Origin of the sequence: Thioalbus denitrificans (assembly GCF_003337735.1) — a bacterium.
GTDB lineage: Bacteria > Pseudomonadota > Gammaproteobacteria > DSM-26407 > DSM-26407 > Thioalbus > Thioalbus denitrificans.
Map to the genome: position 1 here is coordinate 228,788 of NZ_QPJY01000001.1, position 23,818 is coordinate 252,605.

A 23,818-nucleotide genomic window follows, 5' to 3' on the forward strand; every position below is an offset into this window, starting at 1 on the left:
TGGAATCTCCCTCAGTCGTTGGCGCGCTGCTGCAGCGGCTGGGTGGCCAGCGCCGGGGCGCCGCCCGCAGCCTGCTCGAAGTGGTAGCGGCCCAGATGCAGCGAGCTCGGACCCAGGCGGGCGAACTTGAACATCAGGTACATCTCGAACACCAGCAGCAGGGTGTAGAAGCCGATGAAGCCGGCCAGGCTGAAGTAGAGGTCGCCGGCGGAGAGCACCGAGGTGCTCACGGGGGTGGGCAGCACCTCGCCGATGGTCCAGGGCTGGCGGCCGTACTCGGCCACGAACCAGCCCAGCTCACAGCTCAGCCACGGCAGCGGGATGCTGAACAGCGCGAGCCTGAGCAGCCAGCGCTTCTGCTCCGCCGTGCGCCGGATGGTGAGGTAGAAGGCCGCGGCGAAAATGAACAGCATGATGAAGCCGAAGGCGACCATGATGCGGAAGGCCCAGAACAGCGGCCACACCTTCGGGATGCTGTCGTCGGCCGCCATCTGGATCTGCTCCTCGGTGGCGTCGGTCACCTTCTCGGTATAGGGCTTGAGCAGCAGCCCGTAGCCGAGATCGACCTTGACCGCCTCGAACAGGGACTTGGTCTCCTCGGAGGTGTCGCCCGAGCGCAGCTTCTGCAGCAGGCCGTAGGCCACGATGCCGTTGCGGATGCGCTCGAGGTGCTGCGCCCGCAGCTCGTTGAGGCCGGCGATCTCCTCGCTGGTGGAGCGGGTGGCGATGAGCCCGAGCAGGGCCGGGATCTTGATCGCCATGGCGGTGGTCTGGGTCTCCTCGTCCGGGAAGCCGAACAGGGTGAAGGCGGCCGGCGGCTCCTGGGTCTCCCACTCCGCCTCGATGGCGGCGAGCTTCACCTTCTGCACGTCGCCGAGCTCGTAGCCGCTCTCGTCACCGAGGACGATGACCGACAGGGCGGAGGCGAGGCCGAAGCCGGCGGCGATGGCGAAGGAGCGGCGGGCGAAGCCGAGATCGCGGCCCTTGAGCAGGTAGTAGGCACTGATGCCGAGCACGAACAGCGCGCCGGTGACGTAGCCGGCCGAGACGGTGTGGACGAACTTCACCTGGGCCACCGGGTTGAGCAGCACTTCGGCGAAGCTGACCATCTCCATGCGCATGGTCTCGTAGCTGAACTCGGAGCCCACCGGGTTCTGCATCCAGCCGTTGGCGACCAGGATCCAGAGTGCCGAGAGGTTGGAGCCGATGGCGGTCAGCCAGGTGACCAGCAGGTGCTTCTGCTTGGAAAGGCGGTCCCAGCCGAAGAAGAACAGGCCGATGAAGGTGGACTCGAGGAAGAAGGCCATCAGGCCCTCGATGGCCAGCGGGGCGCCGAAAATATCGCCCACGTAGTGGGAATAGTAGGCCCAGTTGGTCCCGAACTGGAACTCCATGGTGATGCCCGTGGTGACGCCGAGGGCGAAGTTGATGCCGAACAGCTTGCCCCAGAACTTGGTCATGTCCCGGTAGACTTCCTTGCCGGTCATGACATACACCGACTCCATGATGGCCAGCAGGAAGGACAGGCCGAGCGTCAGGGGCACGAACAGGAAGTGATACATGGCTGTGGCGGCAAACTGGATCCGCGACAGCTCGATCACGCTTTGGTCAATCATCGCTTGACTCCCGGTTGCAGGTGGATGATCCCGGGTGGCTGGCGGGCCAGTCCTGGTGCCGGTCCAGCGGCCCCGCACGAGTAGAGTCGAGTATCAGTCTGTTCGCTTCCGCTGGTGCGGCACCGCTTTCCCGCGCATCGGGCCATGGCCCGGGTCGCCGTATCCGGAACGGTGCACTTGTGCACGGTGGAGCTTAGGGAAATGTTGAAGCCGCAAGCATTGATATTCCGCAGAATTTGGATTGATGGTTATCAATTAACAGCCACATCAACGGGTTAGGCGGGTGGGTCGGTGGCTGGATTATAGTTGCCCTGACAATGCGGGCGCGGGATCGCTCTCCTGCCCCCGACCGGGGAGCGGATACGGACCCACCGGGGCGGGATGGAACGGGGAAGTCGTTGCCCGGGCGCAGGCGGCGGCTCGGCGATGGGGCTGAAGAGCAGGTGCCGGAGGCGGCCGTCGCGGACTGCCGCCCTGGTCGCGGGTTGTGCATGGGCGGCCAGCGGGGCGCCGGGCCGGAGTCTGCCGCATGTCTCGCGGCCATGCCGGGACACGCAGTGGCGTGTCCCGGCGGGCCTGGCGGCTCAATGGTGGTGGTCGTGGGGAAGGGGCGGCGGCAGTGTCCCGTCGAAGAAGCGGCGGATGGCGGCCAGGGGATCGGTCTCGCCGGTGACGGCCACCCGGATTCCCCGTGCGGCCAGGCGGTGGACGAACCCGGCGCCGGCGCCGCCGGTGATGAGGACATCGACCCCGTCCACCGGGTGGACACCCGCGCCGCGGAACTCGTGGAAGGCGAGCTCACGCGGCAGATCCAGGCGCTCGACCTCCAGGGGCTCCTGGCCGGGCTCGGCGCTGTAGACCAGGAACCGGCGGCTCTTGCCGGCGTGACCGGTCACGGTACGGAAGTTCTGGCTGGTGATGGCGAATTTCATCGGATTCGGTCTCCGTGGAAGAGGCGGCGGGCCCGTACTCCGGCACCCGCAACCCCGCTGCTGTCAGAGGTTCTTGACGGCCTTGGCCCAGCTCTCCATGGAGTTGTTGGCCACGGGCATGGGGGCCTCCATGAAGTTGATGACGAAGCGGTCGCTGAGTTCGGTGACGCCGATGGAGCGCGGACGCACCGCCATGACCGCCGGGTTCGGCAGGGCGATGCCGAAGCAGAACACGATGTTCCTGGCGTCGAGGATGTCGGCGCTGATCTGCCCCGCTTCCAGCGCTTTCGTGTGGCTGTAGTGATCGAAGATGGCGATGAAGCGGGCCACGTCGTGGGCGTCGATGCGCTCCTTGAAGAAGGCGATGATTTCGTCCACCGACCGGAAGCGGGTCTCCTCCTTGCTCACCTCGAGGGTGAAGATGGGGTACTTCTCCTGGAACAGGCTCTGTTTCATGTGGTGTTCTCCGGTGTAAGCAGATGTCGAGCGATGAAAGTCGATTCCCGGATTTACTCCTCGACGCAGATCTCCCCGCGCCCCATGGCGATGGCGGTGCGCACCAGCAGCAGCACGATGACCGCGGCGAGCAGCGCCAGCAGTCCGAGTCCGAGGGCCTGGAAGCGGCCGTCGCCGGTCTGCTCGAACATCGCCAGGGTGGCCACGGTGATGGCCGCCAGCGGGAAGGAGTAGGCCCACCAGGAGAGGAAGAACTGCAGCCGGGTGAACTTCCGGTACTGGGTGAACAGCAGCAGGGTCAGGAACAGCGCCGTGTAGTAGAGCACCCGGGCGAAGGCGTCCAGCCCGCCGCCGAGCTTGAGGTAGGCGAGGAAGCCCACCGCCGGCGGGGCGATGAGGATGAAGAAGGTGGGCACCAGCTTCGCGGGCAGCGGGTTATGGAAGATGACCCGGTAGAGGACGATGACCAGCAGCACCACCCAGAACACCAGTCCGATGCTGAAGAAGAACCACGAGCTCTCCGTATAGCCCAGCGGAACACCGGCGATGGGCACCAGGATGTTGCCCACTACGGGAATGAACCAGGCCGGGTTCATGTGCTGGATCTGGAAGTGCTCGTGGTTGATCCAGGCCCCCAGGACGTAGAGCGTGAACAGCAGGTGCGCCACGCTGCCGGTGATCCACAGCGCCTCGGCCAGTGCCGGCTGACTGTGCAGGGTGCAGATGCTGAGCAGCACCAGGCTGATGGAAACGGTGGGGAAGAAGCTCAGCTTGACCGGGTGGTGCAGCTCCTGGCGCACGGCGCCGGGATGGCGGAGGAGCTTGGCCAGGTAGACCAGCGCGATGAGCAGGAACACCCCGCCGGTCACCGCGGCCATCAGGTTGCCGGCATGGAGCGGCAGCAGCTGCATGGCCTCGCTTTTCAGCAGGGCGATGGTGAAGCCTGAGAGTCCCATCACCACCGCGAAGAAGGGGATGGGGAAGTGCATCAGTCTCGAGTCGGTGTTCATGTCCGTTCCTCGGGTGATTTGACGGGTCCGACCGCCCGTCACGGTTGCGTCGGGCGCGCCTGGAAGCGCGACACAATGGCGTTTCCGGCACCCGGGTGCAGTGACTATGTCACCGGGGTGGAGCGCCGGGTGGACTCCACCCACGGGAGAATCCCGATGGTGCGTCGGCCATCGCGATGGAGTGGATTGGATGTACTCCCTGCCCTCAGGCGCGGGAAACCGCGCACCAGGCCGAAGTTCCACCCCGTGGATTCAGGGCAGTGGATCAGTGAGCTGGGGGGGATACTAGCGGCGCCCGGACGGGCGCCGCATTGAAGATCGTCAATCGGCGGCGATGGTCCGCAGGGACTTGATATCGCAGCGGAAACGGCCCGGTGCGATCTCGGCGATGACATTCTTGCGCTTGAACTCCGCCACCATGCGGCTGGCGGTTTCGGTGGTGATGCCGAGCATGGCGCCCACATCCTCGCGGCTGAACAGTTCGCAGGCGGGCTCGCCGTTGCGTTCCACCAGCCGCAGCAGGAGCCGGGCCACGCGCTGGCGCGCCGTGCCGGTGGAGAGCTGGGTGAGCCAGGCGTCGGCCTCGCTCAGGGCCCGCTGCCAGCGGCGCATCAGCTCCTGGTGCAGCCCCGGGTTGTCCCGATCCAGGCGCTTCACCACGTCGATGGGCAGGCGGCAGACGGAGGCCGGCTGCAGCACTACCGCGTCGTGCTGGTAGGGCTGGCCCAGCAGGGCCTCGAGTCCCGCCACGTCGGTGCTGTGCACCAGTCGCACGATGCGCTGGCCGCCGTCGGGCAGGTACTGCACCAGCTTCAGCAGACCGCTGCGGATGGTGTAGACCGCGTCGCCCGGATCGCCGGCACGGTAGAGCACCTGGTGCGGGGCCAGGTTGAACTCTTCGATGGGCCGATGAATCTGGTCGAAATCCTTCTCCTCCAGCCCGGCGAAGAGCACCGAGGTGCGTAGGCTGCAGTTCAGGCAGTCGGCCTCGCCGCGCCAGGCGGCTTTGGAGGTGATGCTCATGGTCGGCGATGGTGCTCGCTGGTGACGCCTTGCGGGTGGCCCGAGTGCAAACATCCGGTCACCGCGAATCGTGTTGACATATGAGTATATCACCACAGATACAACGTTGATCCAGATCAAGAACGCATACAAAAAGTAGGTATTGGCGGGCCGGCTTGATGTAAGTCAATGGGTTAGCTGAATGCGATAGGAACATCCACCTTACCAGGACGACGCGGTCACTGTTTACCACTCTGGGGAGAGGGCCGGTAGATGGGTGTTCAGCTGCACAGAAGGCAGTTCCTGCGGGGGGATTTCCGGTCACGGAATCACCCCCGGCGCCCACCCTGGTCTCGTCCCGAGTCCGAGTTCACCCACCTCTGCGACCGCTGTGGCCACTGCATCAGCCGCTGCGAGTCACGGATCCTCGTCAGCGGCAGCGGCGGCTTCCCCGAACTGGACTTCCGGCACGGCGAGTGCACCTTCTGCGCCGCCTGCCTGGAGGCCTGTCACAGCGGCGCCCTGCGCCGCGCGCCGGCAACCGGTTCCCGCCCCGCCCGGCCCTGGCACGCCGTGGTGAGCATCGGCGCCGATTGCATCGCCCGGCGGGGAGTGGAGTGCCGGGTCTGCGGCGAGCAGTGCGGGGAGCGGGTGCTGCGCTTCCGCCTGCGTGCGGGCGGGGTGGCCCTGCCCGAGGTCGGGGCGGCGCCCTGCTCCGGATGCGGCGCCTGTGTCGCCCCCTGCCCGACCGGGGCGGTGGAAGTCACGCTCACGCCCCTCGACGAACACCCATCCCAGGAGGTCATTTCGTCATGAATCTCTGCAGCATGGTGCTCAATGCCAGGCCCGCGCAGGCGGCCGCGGTCAGGACCCGGTTGGAGGCTATCGAGGGCGTGGAGGTTCACGCCGTCAGCGATACCGGCCGCCTGGTCCTCACCCTCGAGCACCCCGACCGCACCTATTACGCCGAAACCATGATGCAGATGCATAACGTGGCGGGCGTGCTGAGCGCCGCCCTCATCTACGAATTCCACGATGAACAAGAGGTCACCCAGAAGGAGGTGTCGCAATGAAACTGTCACGGCGCGATTTCATCAAGTCCAACGCCATTGCCGCGGCGGCCGCCGCGGCCGGCGTCACGGTTCCCGGTGCCCAGGCGCTGGCACAGGCGGCGGCGGATGAGGGCATCCGTTGGGACAAGATCCCGTGCCGGTTCTGCGGTACCGGGTGCAGCGTGCTCGCCGGCGTCAAGGATGGGCGCATGGTGGCCAGCCAGGGCGATCCCGACGCCCCGGTGAACCGGGGCCTGAACTGCATCAAGGGCTACTTCCTGAGCAAGATCATGTACGGCAAGGATCGCCTCACCCAGCCGCTGCTGCGCAAGAAGAACGGCCAGTTCGACAAGAACGGCGACTTCGAGCCGGTCTCCTGGGACGAGGCCTTCGACGTCATGGCCCAGAAGTGGAAGGCGGCGCTGAAGGACAAGGGGGACAGCGGCGTGGGCATGTTCGGCTCGGGCCAGTGGACGGTATGGGAGGGCTACGCCGCCTCCAAGTTCATCAAGGGCGGCCTGCGCTCCAACAACCTCGATCCCAATGCGCGCCACTGCATGGCCTCGGCCGTGGTGGGCTTCATCCGCGCCTTCGGCATCGACGAGCCCATGGGCTGCTACGACGACCTGGAGCATGCCGACGCGTTCGTGCTCTGGGGCGCCAACATGGCGGAGATGCACCCGATCCTCTGGTCGCGCCTCACCGACACCCGCCTGACCAAGCCGGGCTGCGAGGTGCACGTGCTCTCCACCTACGAGAACCGCTGCTTCGAGCTGGCCGACAACGGCATGGTGTTCGTGCCGCAGACCGATCTGGCCATCCTCAACTACATCGCCAATTACATCATCCAGAACAAGGCCTACAACAAGGACTTCGTGGAGCAGAAGGTCAACTTCACCAGGACCGCCACCGACATCGGCTACGGCCTGCGCCCGGATCATCCGCTGGAGCAGAAGGCCGCCAACGCCGGCAGCGGCAAGCTGGAGAAGATCAGCTTCGAGGAGTACGCCAAGGCGGTGGAGCCCTACACGCTGGAGTATGTCGCCGAGCTCTCCGGTGTCCCGGCCAAGCAGCTGGAGCAGCTGGCGAAGGTCTATGCCGACCCGAACAAGAAGGTCTCCTCCTACTGGACCATGGGCTTCAACCAGCACACCCGCGGCAGCTGGGTCAACGGCCTGCTCTACAACGTGCACCTGCTGGTGGGCAAGATCTCCGAGCCCGGCAACAGCCCCTTCTCGCTGACCGGACAGCCCTCGGCCTGCGGCACCGCCCGCGAGGTGGGCACCTTCGCCCACCGCCTGCCGGCGGACCTGCTGGTGGCCAAGGACGAGCACCGCGCCATCGCCGAGAAAATCTGGAAGCTGCCCGAGGGGACCATCAATCCGAAGGTGGGCTTCCACGCCGTTCTCATGCACCGGATGCTCAAGGACGGCAAGATGAACTGCTACTGGCAGATGTGCAACAACAACATGCAGGCCGCCGCCAACATGAACGGCGAGAGCTACCCCGGCTGGCGGAATCCGGAGAATTTCATCACCGTCTCCGACCCCTACCCCACCGTCTCGGCAATGGCCGCGGATCTCATCCTGCCCACCGCCATGTGGGCGGAGAAGGAGGGCGCCTACGGCAACGCCGAGCGGCGCACCCAGTTCTGGCGCCAGCAGGTGAGGGCGCCGGGCGAGTCGCGCTCCGACCTGTGGCAGATCATGGAGTTCGCCAAGCGCTTCACCGTGGACGAGGTGTGGCCCGAGGAGCTCATCGCCAAGATGCCCGAGTACCGCGGCAAGACCCTCTACGAGGTGCTCTACGAGAACGGCCAGGTGAACGCCTTCCCCCGGCAGCAGGTCACCGACGAGGCGGGCAACGCCTACGACAACGACGAGATGGAGCATTTCGGCTACTACGTGCAGAAGGGGCTGTTCGAGGAGTACGCCTCCTTCGGCCGCGGCCATGCCCATGACCTGGCGCCCTTCGACGCCTACCATACGGCCCGCGGCCTGCGCTGGCCCGTGGTGGACGGCAAGGAGACCCTGTGGCGGTTCCGCGAGGGCTACGACCCATACGTCAAGGCCGGCGAGGGGGTCAAGTTCTACGGCAAGCCCGACGGGCGCGCCAACATCATCTTCGCGCCCTACGAGCCGCCGGCGGAGAGCCCGGATGCGGATTTCGACCTGTGGCTGTGCACCGGCCGCGTGCTGGAGCACTGGCACTCCGGCTCCATGACCCGGCGCGTGCCCGAGCTCTACCGGGCGGTGCCCGACGCGGTGGTGTTCATGCACCCGAACGACGCCAAGAAGCGGCGGCTGCGCAACGGCAGCAAGGTGAAGGTGGTGTCGCGCCGGGGCGAGGTGCTGACCCGGGTCGAGACCCGCGGGCGCAACCTGCCGCCCGAGGGGCTGGTGTTCATGCCCTGGTTCGACGCCGGCCAGCTGGTGAACAAGCTCACCCTCGATGCCACCTGCCCGCTGTCCAAGGAGACGGACTACAAGAAGTGCGCGGTGAAGGTGGAGCGGGCCTGAGGCAGTCCTGATGCGGGCCGCCGGCGCTGCACGCCGGCGGCCCGCGGAGACGGAGAACGATGAACGGTGGCAGTGGCGAGAAGGGCAGCGGCCATCCGGCGCAGCCGGGACGGCGGCGGTTCCTGGGAGATCTGGCGCGTACGGCCTGCGGAGTGGGCGTGCTGGGACTGGGGCTCGGCCTGCATGCCAGCCGGGCCAACGCCCTGCCGGCCGCCGCCATCCGCCCGCCGGGCGCCCTGCCGGAGGCGGAGTTTCTGGCCGCCTGCACCCGCTGCGGTCTCTGCGTCCGCGGCTGTCCCTACGATGTGCTGAAACTGGCGGGCCTGCTGGACGAGGCCCCGGCGGGTACGCCCTATTTCGTGGCCCGCACGGAGCCCTGCGTGATGTGCGAGGACATTCCCTGCGTGCCGGTCTGCCCCACCGGCGCCCTGGATCATGCCCTGACCGACATCCACGAGGCGCGCATGGGGCTGGCGGTGGTGGTGGACCACGAGGCCTGCATCGCCTTCCAGGGTCTGCGCTGCGAAGTCTGCTTCAACATCTGCCCGGTGCGGGGCAAGGCCATCACCCTGGACCTGCAGCACAATGCCCGATCCGGCAAGCATGCGCTGTTCATCCCGGTGGTGCATTCGGCGGACTGCACCGGCTGCGGACTGTGCGAGAAGGCCTGCATCCTGGAGGAGGCGGCCATCAAGGTGCTGCCCATGCGGCTGGCCAAGGGTGAACTGGGCCACCACTACCGTCTCGGCTGGGAGCAGAAGGCCGAGCATGGCGGCAGCCTGGTGACGCCGGACCAGCAACACCGGTACAACCTGCCCGAGGGAGTGCGCTACGAGCATGGCGGCCGGGGGCTGATCATCGACGAAGGTGCGGAGTCGCCCTACTCCGACAATCCGCTCGATACCCTCAACCGCGGACTGGAGCCGGATCGATGAGCGGCGGAGGAAAAACCGGACTGACGGCCACGCTGAACCGGGGCTGGTGGCAAACCCGCAAGTGGCTGGTGCTGCGGCGGGTGAGCCAGCTGGGCATCCTGGGACTGTTCCTGCTCGGACCGCTGGCGGGCGTGCGCATCATCGACGGCAATCTCTCCTCCAGCCTGCTGCTGGATACGGTCCCGATGACCGATCCGCTGCTGTTCCTGCAGATGCTGGTGGCGGGGTTCCTGGTGCCGGCCGGCACGGCGGTGCTGGGCGCGGCGCTGGTCATGGGCTTCTACCTGCTGGTGGGCGGGCGGGTGTTCTGCAGCTGGGTCTGTCCGGTGAACCTGGTGACGGATGCGGCGGGCTGGCTGCGGTTGCGGCTCGACCTCCACGGCGGGATCAACCTTGCCCGCTCGACCCGCTACTGGATGCTGGCGCTGGTGCTGCTGCTCGCCCTGGCGACCGGGAGCCTGGCCTACGAGCTGGTCAACCCGGTCTCGTTGCTGCACCGGGGCATCATCTTCGGGCTCGGATCCGCCGCCTTTGTGGCCCTGGCGCTGTTCCTGTTCGACCTGTTCGTGGCCCGGCGCGGCTGGTGCGGCCATCTCTGTCCGATGGGCGCCTTCTACGGACTGGTGGGCGCGGTGAGCCCGGTCAGGGTACGGGCGGATCAGCGCGCGGCCTGCGATGACTGCATGGAGTGCTTCGTGGTCTGTCCCGAGCCGCAGGTGATCAGGCCGGCGCTCAAGGGTGCGGAGGCCGGGCGTGGCCCGGTGATCCTGGCCGGTGAGTGCACCAATTGCGGCCGTTGCATCGAAGTATGCCCCCAGGAGGTGTTCGCGTTCGGGCTGCGCTATCCCAACCGGGAGCGGGGGCAGGGGAGTGAAACGCGGAGTTCGCCGGGCCTGAGCAAGGGTGCGGCTACGTGACTGGTAACGATTGAGAGGTGGAGGTGGCTATGAAGAAACATATCTTGACCATACTCACGGGCGCACTCGTGTTGCTCGCTTCGGTGTCGGCGACCGTGGTCGCGGCCGAGGCGGTGGAATCGCTGCGCGGGGGGCTGTCCATCGAGGAGCAGAACCAGAGCTTCGAGCTGAAGCGGCAGATGACCGCGGCTGGCGGCTTCGACCGGGGCTGGAAGCAGCAGCCGCCGCTGGTGCCGCACAAGGTGGACAACGACCGCATTTCGGTGCGCGAGAACACCTGCCTGCGCTGCCACAGCGAGAAGAACTTCGAGAAGGAGAAGGCGCCCCGCATCGGTGACAGCCACTACCTCGACCGGGACGGCAACAAGCTCGATACCCTCTCCAGCCGGCGCTGGTTCTGCACCCAGTGCCATGTGCCGCAGGTGGACGCGGCACCGCTGGTGGAGAACACCTTCGGCCGCTAGCGGCCGGGTTCCTGCACGGCTGCAGGATTGCAACAGGACCGGGACCCACTCCCTGTCTCCGAACCTGGGTGCGCCTCGGCGCACCCTTTTTTTGGATAAGGGATAAGGCGGGTGGTTTACTGCCGTTTTCCGTTTTCCGTTTTCCGTTTTCCGTGTTCCGGAATCACGGAATCACGGAATCACGGAATCACGCCACATCGAAGTCCGCGATCACCGGGGCGTGGTCTGAGGGGCGCTCCCAGCCGCGCGGGGTCCGGTCCACCGTGCAGGCGCTGCAGGCCGCGGCCAGCTCCTGGCTGGCGAGAATGTGATCGATGCGCAGGCCGTTGTTGCGGCGGAAGGCGGCGGCCCGGTAGTCCCACCAGGAAAAGACGGCCTCGGGCTGATCGAAGCGGCGGAAGCAGTCCACCAGCCCGAGCGCGGTGAGGCGGCGGAAGGCGGCCCGCTCGGGCTCGCTCACCAGCACCTCGCCGGCCCAGGCGGCCGGGTCATGGACGTCGCGATCCTCGGGGGCGATGTTGAAATCCCCCACCACCACCAGGCGCGGGTGGCGTGCGAGTTCCTCCTCCAGCCACTCGCCCAGCGCCTCCAGCCAGGCCAGCTTGTAGCGGTACTTGTCCGAGTCCACCGCGGCGCCGTTGGGCACGTAGAGATTGATGAAGCGCACCTGGCCGGCGGTGGCCGCCAGCACCCGGCGCTGCTCGTCGGGGAAGCCCGGGATCTCGGTCGCCACCCCGGTGAGCCCGGGGTCGCGGCTGAGGACCGCCACGCCGTTGTAGGTCTTCTGTCCGCTGTACAGCGCATGGTAGCCGGCCTCGGCCAGCTCCGCGGCGGGGAAATCGGCATCCTGCAGCTTGGTTTCCTGCACGCCGAGCAGGTCCGGGCCGGCCTCGGCCAGCCAGGCGACCACCTGGGGCAGGCGCACGCGCAGAGAGTTCACGTTCCAGGTGGCGATGCGCATCTCGATGTATTGACCTCGATCATGAAAACCCGTCGAAACCCCCGCCCAATAACCCTGATTGATTTAGGTCAATGTGGGGGTGCAGGGGGGTTCTACCATCAAACTCGACCAGCCGGCACCGGGACAAGCTTACACCACCGGGTCCCGCCGTCATCCGGCATACCACGGCCCAAGGGGGAGGGAGCGATCATGACACGGGTTGGCATGCAGAAAAGCGCCGGTTTCTCGGTAATTTCCGTTCTCATCATCGGCGTGATCCTGGGCGTGATCGGATGGGGCGGCTTCAACTGGGCGATGGAGCTCACCAATACCGAGACGTTCTGCATCTCCTGCCACGAGATGGAGGAGAACGTCTACCAGGAGTACCAGGAGACGATCCACTACAGCAACCGCACCGGTGTCCGGGCCACCTGTCCCGACTGCCACGTGCCGAAGGAGTGGATCCACAAGGTCAAGCGCAAGATCCAGGCCAGCAACGAGCTCTACCACAAGGCCATCGGCAGCATCGATACGCCGGAGAAATTCGAGGCCAAGCGCCTGGAGCTGGCCCTGCATGTGTGGCAGACCATGAAGGCGACCGATTCGCGTGAATGCCGCAACTGCCACGATTTCGAATCCATGGACTTCATGGCGCAGCAGTCCCGCAGCGCCGATTATCACGACACCGCCATCGACAGCGGCCAGACCTGCATCGACTGCCACAAGGGTATCGCCCACCACCTGCCCGAGGGCTGGCAGGCGGCGGCGGAGAGCGCGGGGCTGGCAGGCAATCCCTGAGCACGGGGGGCTCCCTTCGGGCGACTCGCTGAATGGGCCTCCAGGAGTGACGCAGCACACTGGACGGTTCGACCGGGCTCTGCCGCGGCCTGGCGCGCCGGGCGGATGGCGGGGATGGGCCAAGGGGGATGGGAGGCCGGCGCCCTCCCCTCCCCCTAACCCCTTGTGTTCCAATGAACCTTTGGCTATCATTCCCGCCCTTACCGCATGCGGTGCCCGGCACAGGACCGGGTAGCGGCATCACTGTACGAGAGGCCTGATCATGAAACCGGATATCCATCCCGCCTACAACGAGGTGACCGTCACCTGCAGTTGTGGCAGCGTCTTCAAGACCCGCTCCACCAGCAACAAGCCGGACATGCACATCGAAGTGTGTTCTGCCTGCCATCCGTTCTACACCGGCCAGCAGAAGATGATGGATACCGCCGGCCGCGTGGATCGCTTCCGCCAGAAGTACGGCATGAAGTAAGCCGGTGCGGCAGTCTGCAAGCGGTCGAAGGGCGCCCCTGGTGGGCGCCCTTTTCGTCTGTGGCCTCCTCCTTCCGGCACCGCTTCCCGCCGTTGCCGGCTGCGCCGCTCCGCGGGTGGATGCGCGGGTGCAGGTGGCGCGGGTCAACGACGGCGATACGGTCACCCTGGCGGATGGCCGCCGGGTGCGCTTCATCGGTCTCGACACGCCGGAGATGAACTACGGCTCGGGCCGGCCGGAACCGCTGGCGGTGCAGGCCCGGGACGCCGTGACCGCGCTCCTCGGGCCCTCCCGCAGCCTGCTGCTGCAGTACGGCCGGGAGCGCGAGGATCGCCATGGGCGCCTGCTGGCCCATCCCTATCTGGCCGACGGCCGCAGTCTCACCGCCCAGTTGCTGGAGCGGGGCCTGGCGCCGGCGCTGGTCTATCCGCCCAATCTCTGGAACCTGGACTGCTATCAGGCCGCGGAACGGCGGGCGCGCACCGCGCGCCGCGGCGTGTGGGCGCTGGCGCCGTTCAGGCCGCGCCCGGTGGGGGAGTACCGCGGGCGCTCCGGCCACTACGGCGTGGTGGAGGGCGAGGTGACCGCCATTGCGCGCAACCGGGGCGGGGTCTGGCTGACCCTCGATGGGCACGCCACCCTGCAGGTGGCGCCGGAGGCCCAGCCCCATTTCGATGGCTGCCGGTTCGAGGCGCTGGTGGGGCGGGCGGTGCGCGCCCGGGGACGGCTGACCCGGCGTGGTGAGCACTGGCGAATGCGGCTGCGGCACCCGGCGCAGCTGGAGGCGGCCGCCGGTGACGGCGGCTCCCAGGCGCAATGCCCCCTCCCGGCGGCGGCCGGATCATAAAACGAATCTTGTCTTTCTTAAGTTTCTTGTATAATCGAAAGCTTTCACCTACCTGATTGCGAAGGATGGATTGCACCCATGGCGGAAGATCTCAAGCAGGCGGCACTGGACTACCACGCTAACCCGAAGCCCGGCAAGATCGCCATCCAGGTCACCAAGCCCACGGCCAACCAGCGTGACCTGGCGCTGGCCTACAGTCCCGGCGTGGCCGAGCCGGTGCGGGCCATCATGGCGAACCCGGCGGATGCCTACCGCTATACCGCCAAGGGCAACCTGGTGGGGGTCATCAGCGACGGGACCGCCGTGCTCGGCCTGGGCAACGCCGGTCCGCTCGCCTCCAAGCCGGTGATGGAGGGCAAGGGGGTGCTGTTCAAGCGTTTCGCCGACATCGACGTGTTCGACATCGAGGTGGACGCGAAGGAGCCGGAGGCGTTCATCGACACGGTGGCGCGCATCGCCCCCACCTTCGGCGGCATCAACCTGGAGGACATCGCTGCCCCCCACTGCTTCGAAATCGAGCGGAAGCTCTCCGAGCGGCTGGATATCCCCGTTTTCCACGACGATCAGCACGGTACCGCCATCATCATCGCCGTGGGCCTGCTCAACGCCCTGGAGCTTCAGGGCAAGGCGCTGGATGAGGCGCGCATCGTCACCGTCGGCGCCGGTGCGGCGGGTATCGCCGGGATGCGCCTGCTGGTGGACCTGGGTGTGCCGCGGGAGAACATCCTGCTGCTGGACAGCAAGGGCGTGATCCACTCCGGCCGGCAGGACCTCAACGCCTACAAGGCGGAGTTCGCCGCCGCGACCGATCGGCGCACCCTCGAGGACGCCATCGCGGGCGCCGATGTCTTCATCGGGCTCTCCAAGCCCGACCTGCTCAGCCCGGAAATGCTGCGCTCCATGGCCGATCGGCCGGTGGTGTTCGCGCTGGCCAATCCGGATCCGGAGATCCGGCCGGAGCTGGCCCACTCGGTGCGCGGCGATCTCATCATGGCCACCGGGCGCAGCGACTACCCGAACCAGGTCAACAACGTGCTCGGCTTCCCCTACATCTTCCGCGGGGCCCTGGACGTGCGCGCCACGACCATCAACGAGGCGATGAAAATCGCCTGCGTGGAAGCCCTGCGGGGGATTGCCCAGGAGCCGGTGCCGGCGGAGGTGCTGGCGGCCTACGGCCTGGAGAGCCTCGAGTTCGGTCCCGAGTACATGATTCCCAAGCCCCTCGATCCGCGGCTGCTGGAGCGGGTGCCGCCGGCGGTGGCCCGGGCCGCCATCGACTCGGGCGTGGCGACGCTCCCCTACCCCGCCCACTATCCGGCGCAGTCCTGAAGCGGCGGCTGCCGGGCCCGGGAGGACGGCAGCCGCCAAGGGTCTGGCGCCGGGCGGTTCGGCCCTCCGGACCCGGGCCCGCATTTGCCACCCCGGAGACACGGAAACCAGGCAATCCGGGGGGGCGCGGGCACCCTCCCTTCAGGGTCGTTCGTTGCGGCCCATGTGGCGGCAGTCACATCCCCCGTCTCTCCGTGGTGTAATTGTGCCTTTCCGCGGCGCTCCCTTCACTCCACCGCCAGCAGCGCCTCCACGCGGGCGGTGTTGGCCCGCTCCGCGGGTCGCCCGTCCACCGGGCTCAGGGGGGTGTTGCGGGGGCCGTCGGAGGAGAACACGGTCAGGTCGATGACCGTGTCGCCGGCGACGAAACGGAAGCCGGGCAGGGTCTGGTGCCCGTTTCCGGACAGGCGCAGGCGCATGTCGCGGGGTTCGAAGGGGATGCCGGCGTCGTCCAGGGCAAAGGCGACTTCCTCCGGGGCGGCGGCGAACAGGTGCAGATCGATGACGCTGTTGACCCCGGCGGTGCCGCTGAGCACCGGCCCCACCAGGCGGGGATCGAAGCGGGCCAGCAGGCGCATGGCGTTGAGTGCCGTGCGGCGCAGCTCCCGCAGGCGCGCGGGCTGGGAGTCGGACTGGAACAGCTGCTGGTAGGCGCGCAGGGCCAGCTCGATCTCCTCGTTCCGGGGCATGTTGCGGGTGCCCTCGGCGCCCAGGTGTCCCGCGGCCTTGCGCTTGGCCTGCAGGAAGTCGTTGAGCCCCTCGGCGGCCATGATGCGGGCCGCCTCCTCGGCGATCAGCTGGCGTACCCGCCGGTCACGCGTACTCTGGCCCATCTGCATCTCCCATCCGGGCTGCGGCGGGATGGCCCCCGCGCAGGTTCGTTGTGGCGGCGCACCGGTCCCGCGACTCAGAACAGCCGCTCGGGAGCGCTGCCCCCCCCGCTTCCGGTCCCCAGCGGGGCCACGGCGGTCTGCTGGGGCACCGTATCCTCCCTGAAGGTCTCGAAGATGGCGTCGGGCTGGTCGCCGCGCGCCAGCAGTCCGGTGTCGGGGTCGATGCGCACGGTCACCAGGCCCTCGGGTTCGGGCTGGACATGTTCGGGTCGCCCCTTCAGGGCCTCGCCCATGAACTGGATCCACATGGGCAGGGCCGCGCGGCCGCCGGTTTCCCGGTTGCCCAGTGAGCGCGGCTGATCGAAGCCCACCCAGCAGGTGGTCACGACGTCGGCGTTGAAGCCGGAGAACCAGGCATCGAGCTGGTCGTTGGTGGTCCCGGTCTTGCCGCCGATATCGCCGCGTCCCAGTTCCAGGGCGCGGCGGCCGGTGCCGCGCTTGATCACATCCTGCAGCAGCGAGGTGATGAGCCAGCTGTTCTGCGGCGTGAGCACCCGGGTCGCCACCACCGGGGGCTCGTCCCCGCTCGCGGTCCGCCCCACCGGCAGCAGCGGCAGGGCGCCGGGAAGCCCCGGCTCGGGGCAGTCGCGGCAGACGGTGGCGGGCCGCGCCTCGAACAGCACCTCGCCGCGGGTATTCTCGATGCGGGCCAGCGCATGGGGCTCCACCCGGAAGCCGCCGTTGGCGAACACCGCGTAGCCGCCCACCAGTTCCAGGGGGGTGAGGACGCCGGTGCCCAGGGCCAGGGTGAGGTTGCGGGGCAGGGAGTCGGGCCGGAAGCCGAAGCGCTGGACGTAGTCCACTGCGTACTCGATGCCGATCTCGCGCAGCAGGCGGATGGAGACCAGGTTGCGGGACTTGTACAGGGCCTCCCGCAGGCGCGTGGGTCCGAAGAAGCGGCCGCTGTAGTTCTCCGGGCGCCACAGCTTCTCGGCGCCGGCATCCTCGTACACCACGGGGGCGTCGTTGATGATGCTCGCCGGGGTGAAGCCCTTCTCCAGGGCCGCCGAGTAGATGAAGGGCTTGAAGTTGGAGCCGGGCTGGCGCTCGGCCTGGGTGACCCGGTTGAACTTGCTGCGGTTGAAATCGAACCCGCCCACGAGGCTGAGGATGGCCCCGGTGTCGGGGTTGAGCGAGACCAGGGCGCCTTCCACCTGGGGCAGCTGGCTGAGGGCCCACTGGTCCTCCCCGGTGGGCCGGATGCGCACCAGGTCACCGGGAGCGAGCACGTCGCCGGCGCGCTTCGGCGCCGGGCCGGTGGCGTTGTCGCTGCGGTAGGCGCGGGCCCATTCCAGGCCCTCCCAGGGGATCTCCACGTCGGTGCCGTCCGCCAGCCGGACCCGGGCCGAGCGCTCCTCCACGCCCATGACCAGGGCCGGTATCTGTCCGCCGGTGACGGGGGTGTCGCGCAGGCGCTGCAGGCCCGCCTCGGGGTCCGCCGGATCGGTCCTGGCTTCCGGTCCGCGCCAGCCATGCCGGCGGTCATATTCGAGCAGGGCGCTGACCAGGGCATGGTTGGCGCTGTTCTGGAGCCGGCTGTCGATGGTGGTGGTGACCCGGTAGCCGTCGGTGTAGGCGGCGTCACCGTAGCGGGCCACCATCTCGGTGCGGATCATCTCGGCCAGGTAGGGGGCGTCGGCCTCCACCTCCTGGCCGTGATAGCGGGCGGTGTTGGGCGTGGCCAGCGCCGCCTGGTAGGCGTCCGGCTCGATGAAGTCCAGGCTCCGCATGCGGCCGAGGACGTAGTTGCGCCGGGTCAGCGCCCGTTCGGGGTCGGCGATGGGGTTGTAGCGGGAGGGCGCCTTGGGCAGGCCGGCGATCATGGCGTATTCGGCCAGGCTGAGCTCGGCGAGCGGCCGGCCGTAGTAGACCTGGGCGGCGGCGCCGACACCGTAGGCGCGGTTGCCGAGGTAGATCTTGTTCAGGTAGAGCTCGAGGATCTCCTGCTTGCCGAGTTCGCGCTCGATCTTGAGCGCGAGCAGGATTTCGTTGAACTTGCGCAGGAAGGTCTTCTCGCGGCTGAGGAAGAAGTTGCGCGCCACCTGCATGGTGATGGTGCTGCCCCCCTGGCCCTTCTCGCCGGTGCGCAGCAGGTGCCAGGCCGCGCGCAGGATGCCCTGGTAGTCCACGCCGGGGTGATGGAAGAACCGGTCGTCCTCGGCGGCGAGCACCGCCTGGATCATCGGCTCGGGGATCTCGGCGTAGGAGAGCGGGATGCGGCGCTTCTCGCCGAATTCGGCGATGAGACTGCCGTCGGCGGCGAAAATCCGCAGCGGAACCTGGAACTGCATATCCTTGAGGCTTTCGGTGGACGGCAGCTTGGGCGCCAGGTAGACGTAGGCCCCGCCCGCGGCGACGGCTCCCAGCAGCCCCAGGGCGAAGAGGGCGGAGAGGAGACTGAACAGCAGCTTGGTGAGGCGTTTCATGGCGGGCGGCGGCTTGGTGGGTGGGGGTTGTGAATTTCTGTTGCGTGAACTATTTACAACTCTAATAAGGAATCTTCGTGTATAAGGTGTGTGAACCGGTCGGCGAATTGATGGTAATTCACTTGATCGCTTTTCCGGCGCGACTAGTATTTAATGTGCTGGACTATTAATCAATGGTAAGTAGGGATACCAGATAGGGAAATACAACGTGCCTCCCCTATTCCGAAAGAAGTCGCAGCCCTTGCTCGGCATCGATATCAGTTCCACGGCGGTGAAGCTCATCGAGCTTTCCAGCAGTGGAAGCCGCTATCGGGTGGAGAGTTACGCGGTGGAGCCGCTGCCGCCGAACTCCGTTGTCGAGAAGAATATCACGGATGTCCAGGCGGTTGGAGAAGCGGTTTCACGGGTTGTGAAGCGCTCCGGGACCCGCGTCAAGAACTGTGCCGTCGCCGTGGCCGGGTCGGCCGTCATCACCAAGGTCATCCAGATGACCGCCTCCCTCTCCGAGGAGGAGATGGAGAGCCAGATCGAGGTGGAGGCGGATCAGTACATCCCCTACCCGCTCGAGGAGGTCAGTCTCGATTTCGAGGTGCTGGGCTCCTCGGCCAAGAATCCCGATACGGTGGATGTCCTCCTGGCGGCCTCGCGCAGCGAGAACGTGGAGATGCGCGTGGACGCGGTGGCCATGGGCGGACTGGCCTCGAAGGTGGTGGACGTGGAGGCCTACGCCATGGAGCGCGCCTTCCGCCTCATCGCCGAGCAGATGCCCGACCGGGGCCTGGACAAGACGGTGGCGGTGGTGGACGTGGGTGCGACCATGACCACCCTGAGCGTGCTGCACGACCAGAAGATCATCTATACGCGCGAGCAGATCTTCGGCGGCAAGCAGCTCACCGAGGAGATTCAGCGCCGCTACGGGCTCTCCTTCGAGGAGGCGGGCCTGGCCAAGAAGCAGGGCGGTCTGCCGGACGATTATGTGCCCGAGGTGCTGGAGCCGTTCAAGGAGGCGATGGCCCAGCAGGTGAGCCGCTCCCTGCAGTTCTTCTTCTCCTCCAGCCAGTACAACGATGTGGACTACATCGTTCTGGCTGGCGGCAGTGCCTCCATCGAGGGCATCGCCAACCTGATCCAGGACAAGCTGGGTACGCCGTCGATGAACGCGAATCCGTTCGCCGACATGACCCTGTCCTCGCGCGTCAACGCTCAGGCCCTGCGCAACGATGCACCCGCGCTGATGATTGCCTGCGGCCTCGCCATGAGGAGCTTCGACTGACATGGCCCGTATCAACCTGTTGCCGTGGCGCGAGGAGCGTCGCAAGGAAAGACAGCGGCAGTTCCTGGGCATGCTGGTGGGTTTCGCCCTGCTGGCGGGTGCCATCGTCCTCTATGTGCACATGCATATCGGCTGGATGATCGATGACCAGGAGGCCCGCAACAACTACCTGAACCAGGAAATTGCCATCCTGGACAAGAAGATCAAGGAGATCCAGGAGCTGGAGAAGGAGAAGGCGCGGCTGCTGGCGCACATGAAGATCATCCAGGAGCTGCAGGCCAACCGGCCCGTGGTGGTGCACCTCTTCGACGAGATGGTCAAGACCATCCCCGAGGGGGTCTTCTACAACAATCTCGAGCGGCGCGGCACCACCCTGACCATGCGCGGCGTGGCGGAATCCAACACCCGGGTCTCGGCGCTGATGCGCAACACGGAGGCCTCCGACTGGGTCACCTCGCCGAAGCTCAACATCATCGAGACCAAGCGGGCTGAAACGGCGCGGGAAAGCAACTTCATCCTGCAGGTGCAGCAGAAGCAGCAGGGCGAGGCCGCCGCGGACGGGGGAGGGGCGAAACGATGAACCTGTCCGATCTCAACAACCTCGATTTCGGCAACGCCGGCTCCTGGCCGGGAGTGGCCAAGGCCATCGCCATCATCCTGCTGTGCGGCGCGGTCCTGGGCGCGGGCTACTGGTACGACACCCAGCACCAGTGGGAGGCCTACAAGAAGGTGCAGCGCCAGGAGGGCGAGCTCAAGCAGGTCTTCGAGAAAAAGCAGCACAAGGCCGCCAACCTGGAAGCCTACCGGCAGCAGATGGTGGAGATGAAGGAGTCCTTCGGCGCCATGCTGCGCCAGCTGCCGGGCAAGACCGAGGTGGCCGGCCTGCTGGTGGACGTCTCCCAGACCGGTCTGGCCAGCGGGCTCGAGTTCGAGCTGTTCAAGCCCGAGAACGAGCAGCGCAAGGAGTTCTACGCCGAGCTGCCCATCCGCATGCGGGTGGTGGGCACCTACCACCAGTTCGGCGATTTCGTGAGCGGGGTCGCCGCCCTGCCGCGCATCGTCACCCTGCACGACTACACCATCAGCAAGCGCGGGGGATCGGATCGGCTGGTGATGGATGTCACGGCGAAGACCTATCGCTACCTGGATGAGGGGGGGCAGTAATGGATTCGAAGAAGAGCCCGGTCGCCCTCATGCTGACCGTAATGGTCCTGGGCGGGCTGGGGCTGACGGGATGCGGCACCGGCGACAAGATGGCCGATCTGCGGGCCTACGTGAGCGAGGTGAAGGCCCGCCCCGTCACGCCGATCGAGCCCCTGCCCGAGATCAAGCCCTACGAGACCTACGCCTACCAGGTCCATGAGATGCGGGATCCGTTCGAGCCGCCGGCCGGCCCCGAGCCCGTGCAGGTGGCCCAGGAACAGGCGGGCGGTCCGCAGCCCGATCCGAACCGGCCGCGGGAGCCGCTGGAGATGTTTCCGCTCGACAGCCTGCGCATGGTGGGAATCCTGGAACGCGAGGAAACCACCTTCGGGTTGGTCAAGGCCAGGGACGGAACCCTGTTCCGGGTCCAGGAAGGCAACTATCTGGGCCAGAATCACGGCAAGATCCTGCGCATATCGGAACAGCAAATCGACTTGATGGAAATCGTTCCGAACGGTACTGGCGGCTGGATGGAGCGGTCTGCCTCACTGGCACTGAACGAAAAGTAATCCCGAGGGGACACGCGTGATGATCACGGATAAATTTACCGCGCTCTTAGGCGCCGGACGGGGGGAACGGGTCGGCACCGCACGGAAGTCCGGTGGCGGCCTGGTATGGACCGGACTGCTCCTGCTGCTGCTGCCGGTACTCACGGCATCCGCCCAGCAGGGGGTCGCCCTGCAGCAGGTGGATGTCTCCACGCTTTCCGGGGATCGGGTTCAGATCCAGCTGGGCTTCAGCGGTCCGGCACCGCAGCCGCAGGGGTTCACCATCGACAATCCCGCGCGGGTGGCGCTGGACTTCGTCGGGGTCAGCAACGCCCTGCCGGTCAAGAGCCAGCCCATCGACGCCGGGGTGGCGCGCAGCCTGACCGCGGTCGAGGCCCAGGGCCGCACCCGGGTGGTGCTCAACCTCTCCGAAATGGTGGCCTACGAGACCCGGGTCCAGGGCGACAAGGTCTTCGTGACCCTGGGCGGCGGCGCCAGGACCGCTCAGGCGGCCGCCCCGGCGCCGGTGGCGCGCGACGTCATGCCCTCGGGACCCCGCATCACCGAGGTGGACTTCCGCCGCGGCGCCGCCGGCGAAGGCCGGGTGCTGGTCGCGCTCTCCGATCCCTCCATCGTCACCGACGTGCGCCAGGAGGGCACCCGGGTGGTGGTGGACTTCCTCAACACCTCCCTGCCGCCCGAGCTGGCGCGGCGGCTCGACGTGACCGATTTCGCCACGCCGGTGCAGTTCATCGAAACCTCGGCCCGGCGCGGCAACGTGCGCATGGTGATCACCCCCACCGGCGAGTACGAGCACCTGGCCTACCAGAGCGACAACCAGTTCGCGGTGGAGGTCCGCCCCCTGACCCGCGAGGAGAAGGTGGAGAAGGAGGAGGAGTTCAAGTACACCGGCCAGAAGCTGTCGCTGAACTTCCAGGACATCGAGGTGCGGGCCGTGCTGCAGCTGCTGGCCGACTTCACCGGGCTGAACCTGGTGGCCAGCGATTCGGTGCGCGGCAACGTCACCCTGCGGCTGCAGAACGTGCCCTGGGACCAGGCGCTGGACATCATCCTCAAGACCAAGGGGCTGGACAAGCGCATCGATGGCAACGTGATGATGGTGGCCCCGGCGGAGGAGATCGCCGCGCGGGAGAAACTGGAGCTCGAGACCAAGCAGCAGGTGGCCGAGCTCGCCCCGCTGCGTTCCGAGATCCTCCAGGTCAACTACGCCAAGGCAGCCGACATCGCCGCCCTGCTGAAGGCCAAGGAGAACAACTTCCTCTCCTCCCGCGGCAGCGTGACCATCGACGACCGCACCAACGTCCTGCTGGTGCAGGACACGGCGGAGAAGCTCGACGACATCCGCGCGCTGGTGGCGAAGCTGGACATCCCGGTGCGCCAGGTGCTCATCGAGTCGCGGGTGGTGGTGGCCGATACCACCTTCCAGCACGCCCTGGGCGTGCGCTTCGGCATCACCACCGACCGGGAGACCGGCGGCGACGTCATCAACTACGGCGGCGTGACGGGCAACGCGGCGGGCGCCGACACCCTCTACAACGGCGGCATCCCGACCCAGAACAACCGCTTCAACGTCAACCTGCCGGCGGGCGATGCCGGGTTCGGCACCTTCGGGACCATCGGTCTCGCCCTGGCCAAGCTGCCCTTCGGGTTCCTGCTCGATCTCGAGCTCTCGGCCATGGAGGCCGACGGCCGCGGCGAGGTCATCTCCAGCCCGCGGGTGCTGACTTCCAACCAGAAGGAGGCCTCCATCGAGACGGGTACCGAGGTGCCCTACCAGGAGGCCACCTCCAGCGGCGCCACCAACGTGGAGTTCAAGAAGGCGGTGCTGAGCCTGAAGGTGAAGCCGCAGATCACGCCCGACGACCGGGTCATCATGGACCTCTCCATCACCAAGGACGCCGTCAACCAGGAGGTGACCGGCGGCGGCGGCGAGCCGGGCATCGACACCAACTCCATCTCCAGCCAGGTGCTGGTGGACAACGGCGAGACGGTGGTGCTGGGCGGCGTGTTCGAGCAGAACCGGACCAGCGGCGTGCGCCGGGTGCCCTTCTTCGGCGAGCTGCCCTACATCGGCTGGCTGTTCCGCTCCAACTTCAAGGAGGACTCGAAGAAGGAGCTGCTCATCTTCGTCACGCCGAAGATCATCAAGGAGACCCCCAAGCTCTAGGCCCGGGAACGGCGCTGAAGGGCACCGGGGCGCCTGCGGGCGCCCCGGTGCGTTTTCGGAA

Annotated in this window: 23 protein-coding genes; 15 read left to right on the forward strand and 8 right to left on the reverse strand. The window is 67.1% G+C overall.

What is annotated here, in order from left to right; translation table 11 throughout:
* Positions 1-11: 11 nt before the first annotated feature.
* The 5 genes from DFQ59_RS01035 to DFQ59_RS01055 form a co-directional block, all read right to left on the reverse strand.
* Positions 12-1,616 carry a cytochrome ubiquinol oxidase subunit I gene (locus tag DFQ59_RS01035; protein ID WP_114277810.1) on the reverse strand — a complete coding sequence of 535 codons (1,605 nt, stop codon included), beginning with the start codon at positions 1,614-1,616 and terminating at the stop codon, positions 12-14.
* A gap of 584 nt (positions 1,617-2,200) precedes the next feature.
* On the reverse strand, positions 2,201-2,548 hold the full coding sequence (locus DFQ59_RS01040) for a NifB/NifX family molybdenum-iron cluster-binding protein (protein WP_114277811.1): 348 nt from the start codon (positions 2,546-2,548) through the stop codon (positions 2,201-2,203).
* A gap of 63 nt (positions 2,549-2,611) precedes the next feature.
* The gene (locus DFQ59_RS01045; protein ID WP_114277812.1) at positions 2,612-3,004 is read right to left on the reverse strand and encodes a DUF6858 family protein; all 393 of its coding nucleotides are present in this window, start codon (positions 3,002-3,004) and stop codon (positions 2,612-2,614) included.
* 53 nt (positions 3,005-3,057) lie between these two features.
* Positions 3,058-4,014 (reverse strand): SLAC1 anion channel family protein, encoded by a 957-nt coding sequence (locus tag DFQ59_RS01050; protein WP_114277813.1) that lies wholly within the window; start codon positions 4,012-4,014, stop codon positions 3,058-3,060.
* 321 nt (positions 4,015-4,335) lie between these two features.
* Positions 4,336-5,037, reverse strand: coding sequence for a Crp/Fnr family transcriptional regulator (locus DFQ59_RS01055; protein WP_114277814.1), 702 nt, complete (start codon positions 5,035-5,037; stop codon positions 4,336-4,338).
* A gap of 252 nt (positions 5,038-5,289) precedes the next feature.
* On the opposite strand from DFQ59_RS01055, the gene napF reads away from it, so the two are divergent.
* From napF to DFQ59_RS01085, 6 genes are read left to right on the forward strand one after another with little or no spacing between them, the layout of a single operon-like run.
* Entirely contained in the window at positions 5,290-5,832 is a 543-nt protein-coding gene (napF, locus tag DFQ59_RS01060; RefSeq protein WP_114277815.1) for a ferredoxin-type protein NapF, read from the forward strand.
* Positions 5,829-6,089, forward strand: a complete 261-nt coding sequence (locus DFQ59_RS01065) for a chaperone NapD (protein ID WP_170141982.1) — start codon at positions 5,829-5,831, stop codon at positions 6,087-6,089. Before napF ends, DFQ59_RS01065 begins: the two co-directional genes overlap by 4 nt.
* A complete protein-coding gene (gene napA, locus DFQ59_RS01070) occupies positions 6,086-8,587 on the forward strand; it encodes a nitrate reductase catalytic subunit NapA (RefSeq protein WP_114277817.1) in 2,502 nt (833 codons plus the stop codon). The genes DFQ59_RS01065 and napA overlap by 4 nt, the downstream gene beginning before the upstream one ends.
* 59 nt (positions 8,588-8,646) lie before the next feature.
* On the forward strand, positions 8,647-9,522 hold the full coding sequence (gene napG / locus DFQ59_RS01075; protein ID WP_114277818.1) for a ferredoxin-type protein NapG: 876 nt from the start codon (positions 8,647-8,649) through the stop codon (positions 9,520-9,522).
* A complete protein-coding gene (gene napH, locus DFQ59_RS01080) occupies positions 9,519-10,439 on the forward strand; it encodes a quinol dehydrogenase ferredoxin subunit NapH (protein WP_114277819.1) in 921 nt (306 codons plus the stop codon). The genes napG and napH overlap by 4 nt, the downstream gene beginning before the upstream one ends.
* A 29-nt stretch (positions 10,440-10,468) precedes the next feature.
* Complete coding sequence (locus DFQ59_RS01085; RefSeq protein WP_114277820.1) at positions 10,469-10,903, forward strand: nitrate reductase cytochrome c-type subunit; 435 nt, start codon at positions 10,469-10,471, stop codon at positions 10,901-10,903.
* A 187-nt stretch (positions 10,904-11,090) separates the two neighbouring features.
* Here the strand turns inward: DFQ59_RS01085 and xth are convergent, their stop codons facing one another.
* On the reverse strand, positions 11,091-11,864 hold the full coding sequence (xth, locus tag DFQ59_RS01090) for an exodeoxyribonuclease III (protein WP_114277821.1): 774 nt from the start codon (positions 11,862-11,864) through the stop codon (positions 11,091-11,093).
* A gap of 189 nt (positions 11,865-12,053) precedes the next feature.
* On the opposite strand from xth, the gene DFQ59_RS01095 reads away from it, so the two are divergent.
* From DFQ59_RS01095 to DFQ59_RS01110, 4 genes are all read left to right on the forward strand, one after another.
* On the forward strand, positions 12,054-12,641 hold the full coding sequence (locus DFQ59_RS01095) for a NapC/NirT family cytochrome c (protein ID WP_114277822.1): 588 nt from the start codon (positions 12,054-12,056) through the stop codon (positions 12,639-12,641).
* A 262-nt stretch (positions 12,642-12,903) separates the two neighbouring features.
* Positions 12,904-13,110 carry a 50S ribosomal protein L31 gene (rpmE, locus tag DFQ59_RS01100; RefSeq protein ID WP_114277823.1) on the forward strand — a complete coding sequence of 69 codons (207 nt, stop codon included), beginning with the start codon at positions 12,904-12,906 and terminating at the stop codon, positions 13,108-13,110.
* Between the two features lie 40 nt (positions 13,111-13,150).
* Positions 13,151-13,957 carry a thermonuclease family protein gene (locus tag DFQ59_RS01105; RefSeq protein WP_147275138.1) on the forward strand — a complete coding sequence of 269 codons (807 nt, stop codon included), beginning with the start codon at positions 13,151-13,153 and terminating at the stop codon, positions 13,955-13,957.
* Between the two features lie 78 nt (positions 13,958-14,035).
* Positions 14,036-15,286 carry a malic enzyme-like NAD(P)-binding protein gene (locus DFQ59_RS01110; RefSeq protein WP_114277825.1) on the forward strand — a complete coding sequence of 417 codons (1,251 nt, stop codon included), beginning with the start codon at positions 14,036-14,038 and terminating at the stop codon, positions 15,284-15,286.
* A 227-nt stretch (positions 15,287-15,513) separates the two neighbouring features.
* Here DFQ59_RS01110 and DFQ59_RS01115 read toward each other — a convergent pair whose 3' ends face one another.
* Positions 15,514-16,119: a hypothetical protein gene (locus tag DFQ59_RS01115; protein WP_114278456.1), complete on the reverse strand. Its 606-nt coding sequence runs from the start codon at positions 16,117-16,119 to the stop codon at positions 15,514-15,516.
* A gap of 74 nt (positions 16,120-16,193) precedes the next feature.
* On the reverse strand, positions 16,194-18,605 hold the full coding sequence (locus tag DFQ59_RS01120) for a penicillin-binding protein 1A (protein WP_114277826.1): 2,412 nt from the start codon (positions 18,603-18,605) through the stop codon (positions 16,194-16,196).
* A gap of 208 nt (positions 18,606-18,813) precedes the next feature.
* Here DFQ59_RS01120 and DFQ59_RS01125 point away from each other — a divergent pair, with 208 nt between their 5' ends.
* The 5 genes from DFQ59_RS01125 to DFQ59_RS01145 are packed head-to-tail and all read left to right on the forward strand — an operon-like array spanning position 18,814 to position 23,757.
* Positions 18,814-19,878 carry a pilus assembly protein PilM gene (locus DFQ59_RS01125; protein ID WP_114277827.1) on the forward strand — a complete coding sequence of 355 codons (1,065 nt, stop codon included), beginning with the start codon at positions 18,814-18,816 and terminating at the stop codon, positions 19,876-19,878.
* A gap of 1 nt (position 19,879) precedes the next feature.
* Positions 19,880-20,458 carry a PilN domain-containing protein gene (locus DFQ59_RS01130; protein WP_114277828.1) on the forward strand — a complete coding sequence of 193 codons (579 nt, stop codon included), beginning with the start codon at positions 19,880-19,882 and terminating at the stop codon, positions 20,456-20,458.
* A complete protein-coding gene (locus tag DFQ59_RS01135; protein ID WP_114277829.1) occupies positions 20,455-21,042 on the forward strand; it encodes a type IV pilus inner membrane component PilO in 588 nt (195 codons plus the stop codon). The genes DFQ59_RS01130 and DFQ59_RS01135 overlap by 4 nt, the downstream gene beginning before the upstream one ends.
* Positions 21,042-21,590: a pilus assembly protein PilP gene (locus DFQ59_RS01140; protein ID WP_245937135.1), complete on the forward strand. Its 549-nt coding sequence runs from the start codon at positions 21,042-21,044 to the stop codon at positions 21,588-21,590. Before DFQ59_RS01135 ends, DFQ59_RS01140 begins: the two co-directional genes overlap by 1 nt.
* Positions 21,591-21,609: 19 nt before the next feature.
* Entirely contained in the window at positions 21,610-23,757 is a 2,148-nt protein-coding gene (locus tag DFQ59_RS01145; protein WP_114277830.1) for a type IV pilus secretin PilQ, read from the forward strand.
* Positions 23,758-23,818 lie beyond the last annotated feature (61 nt).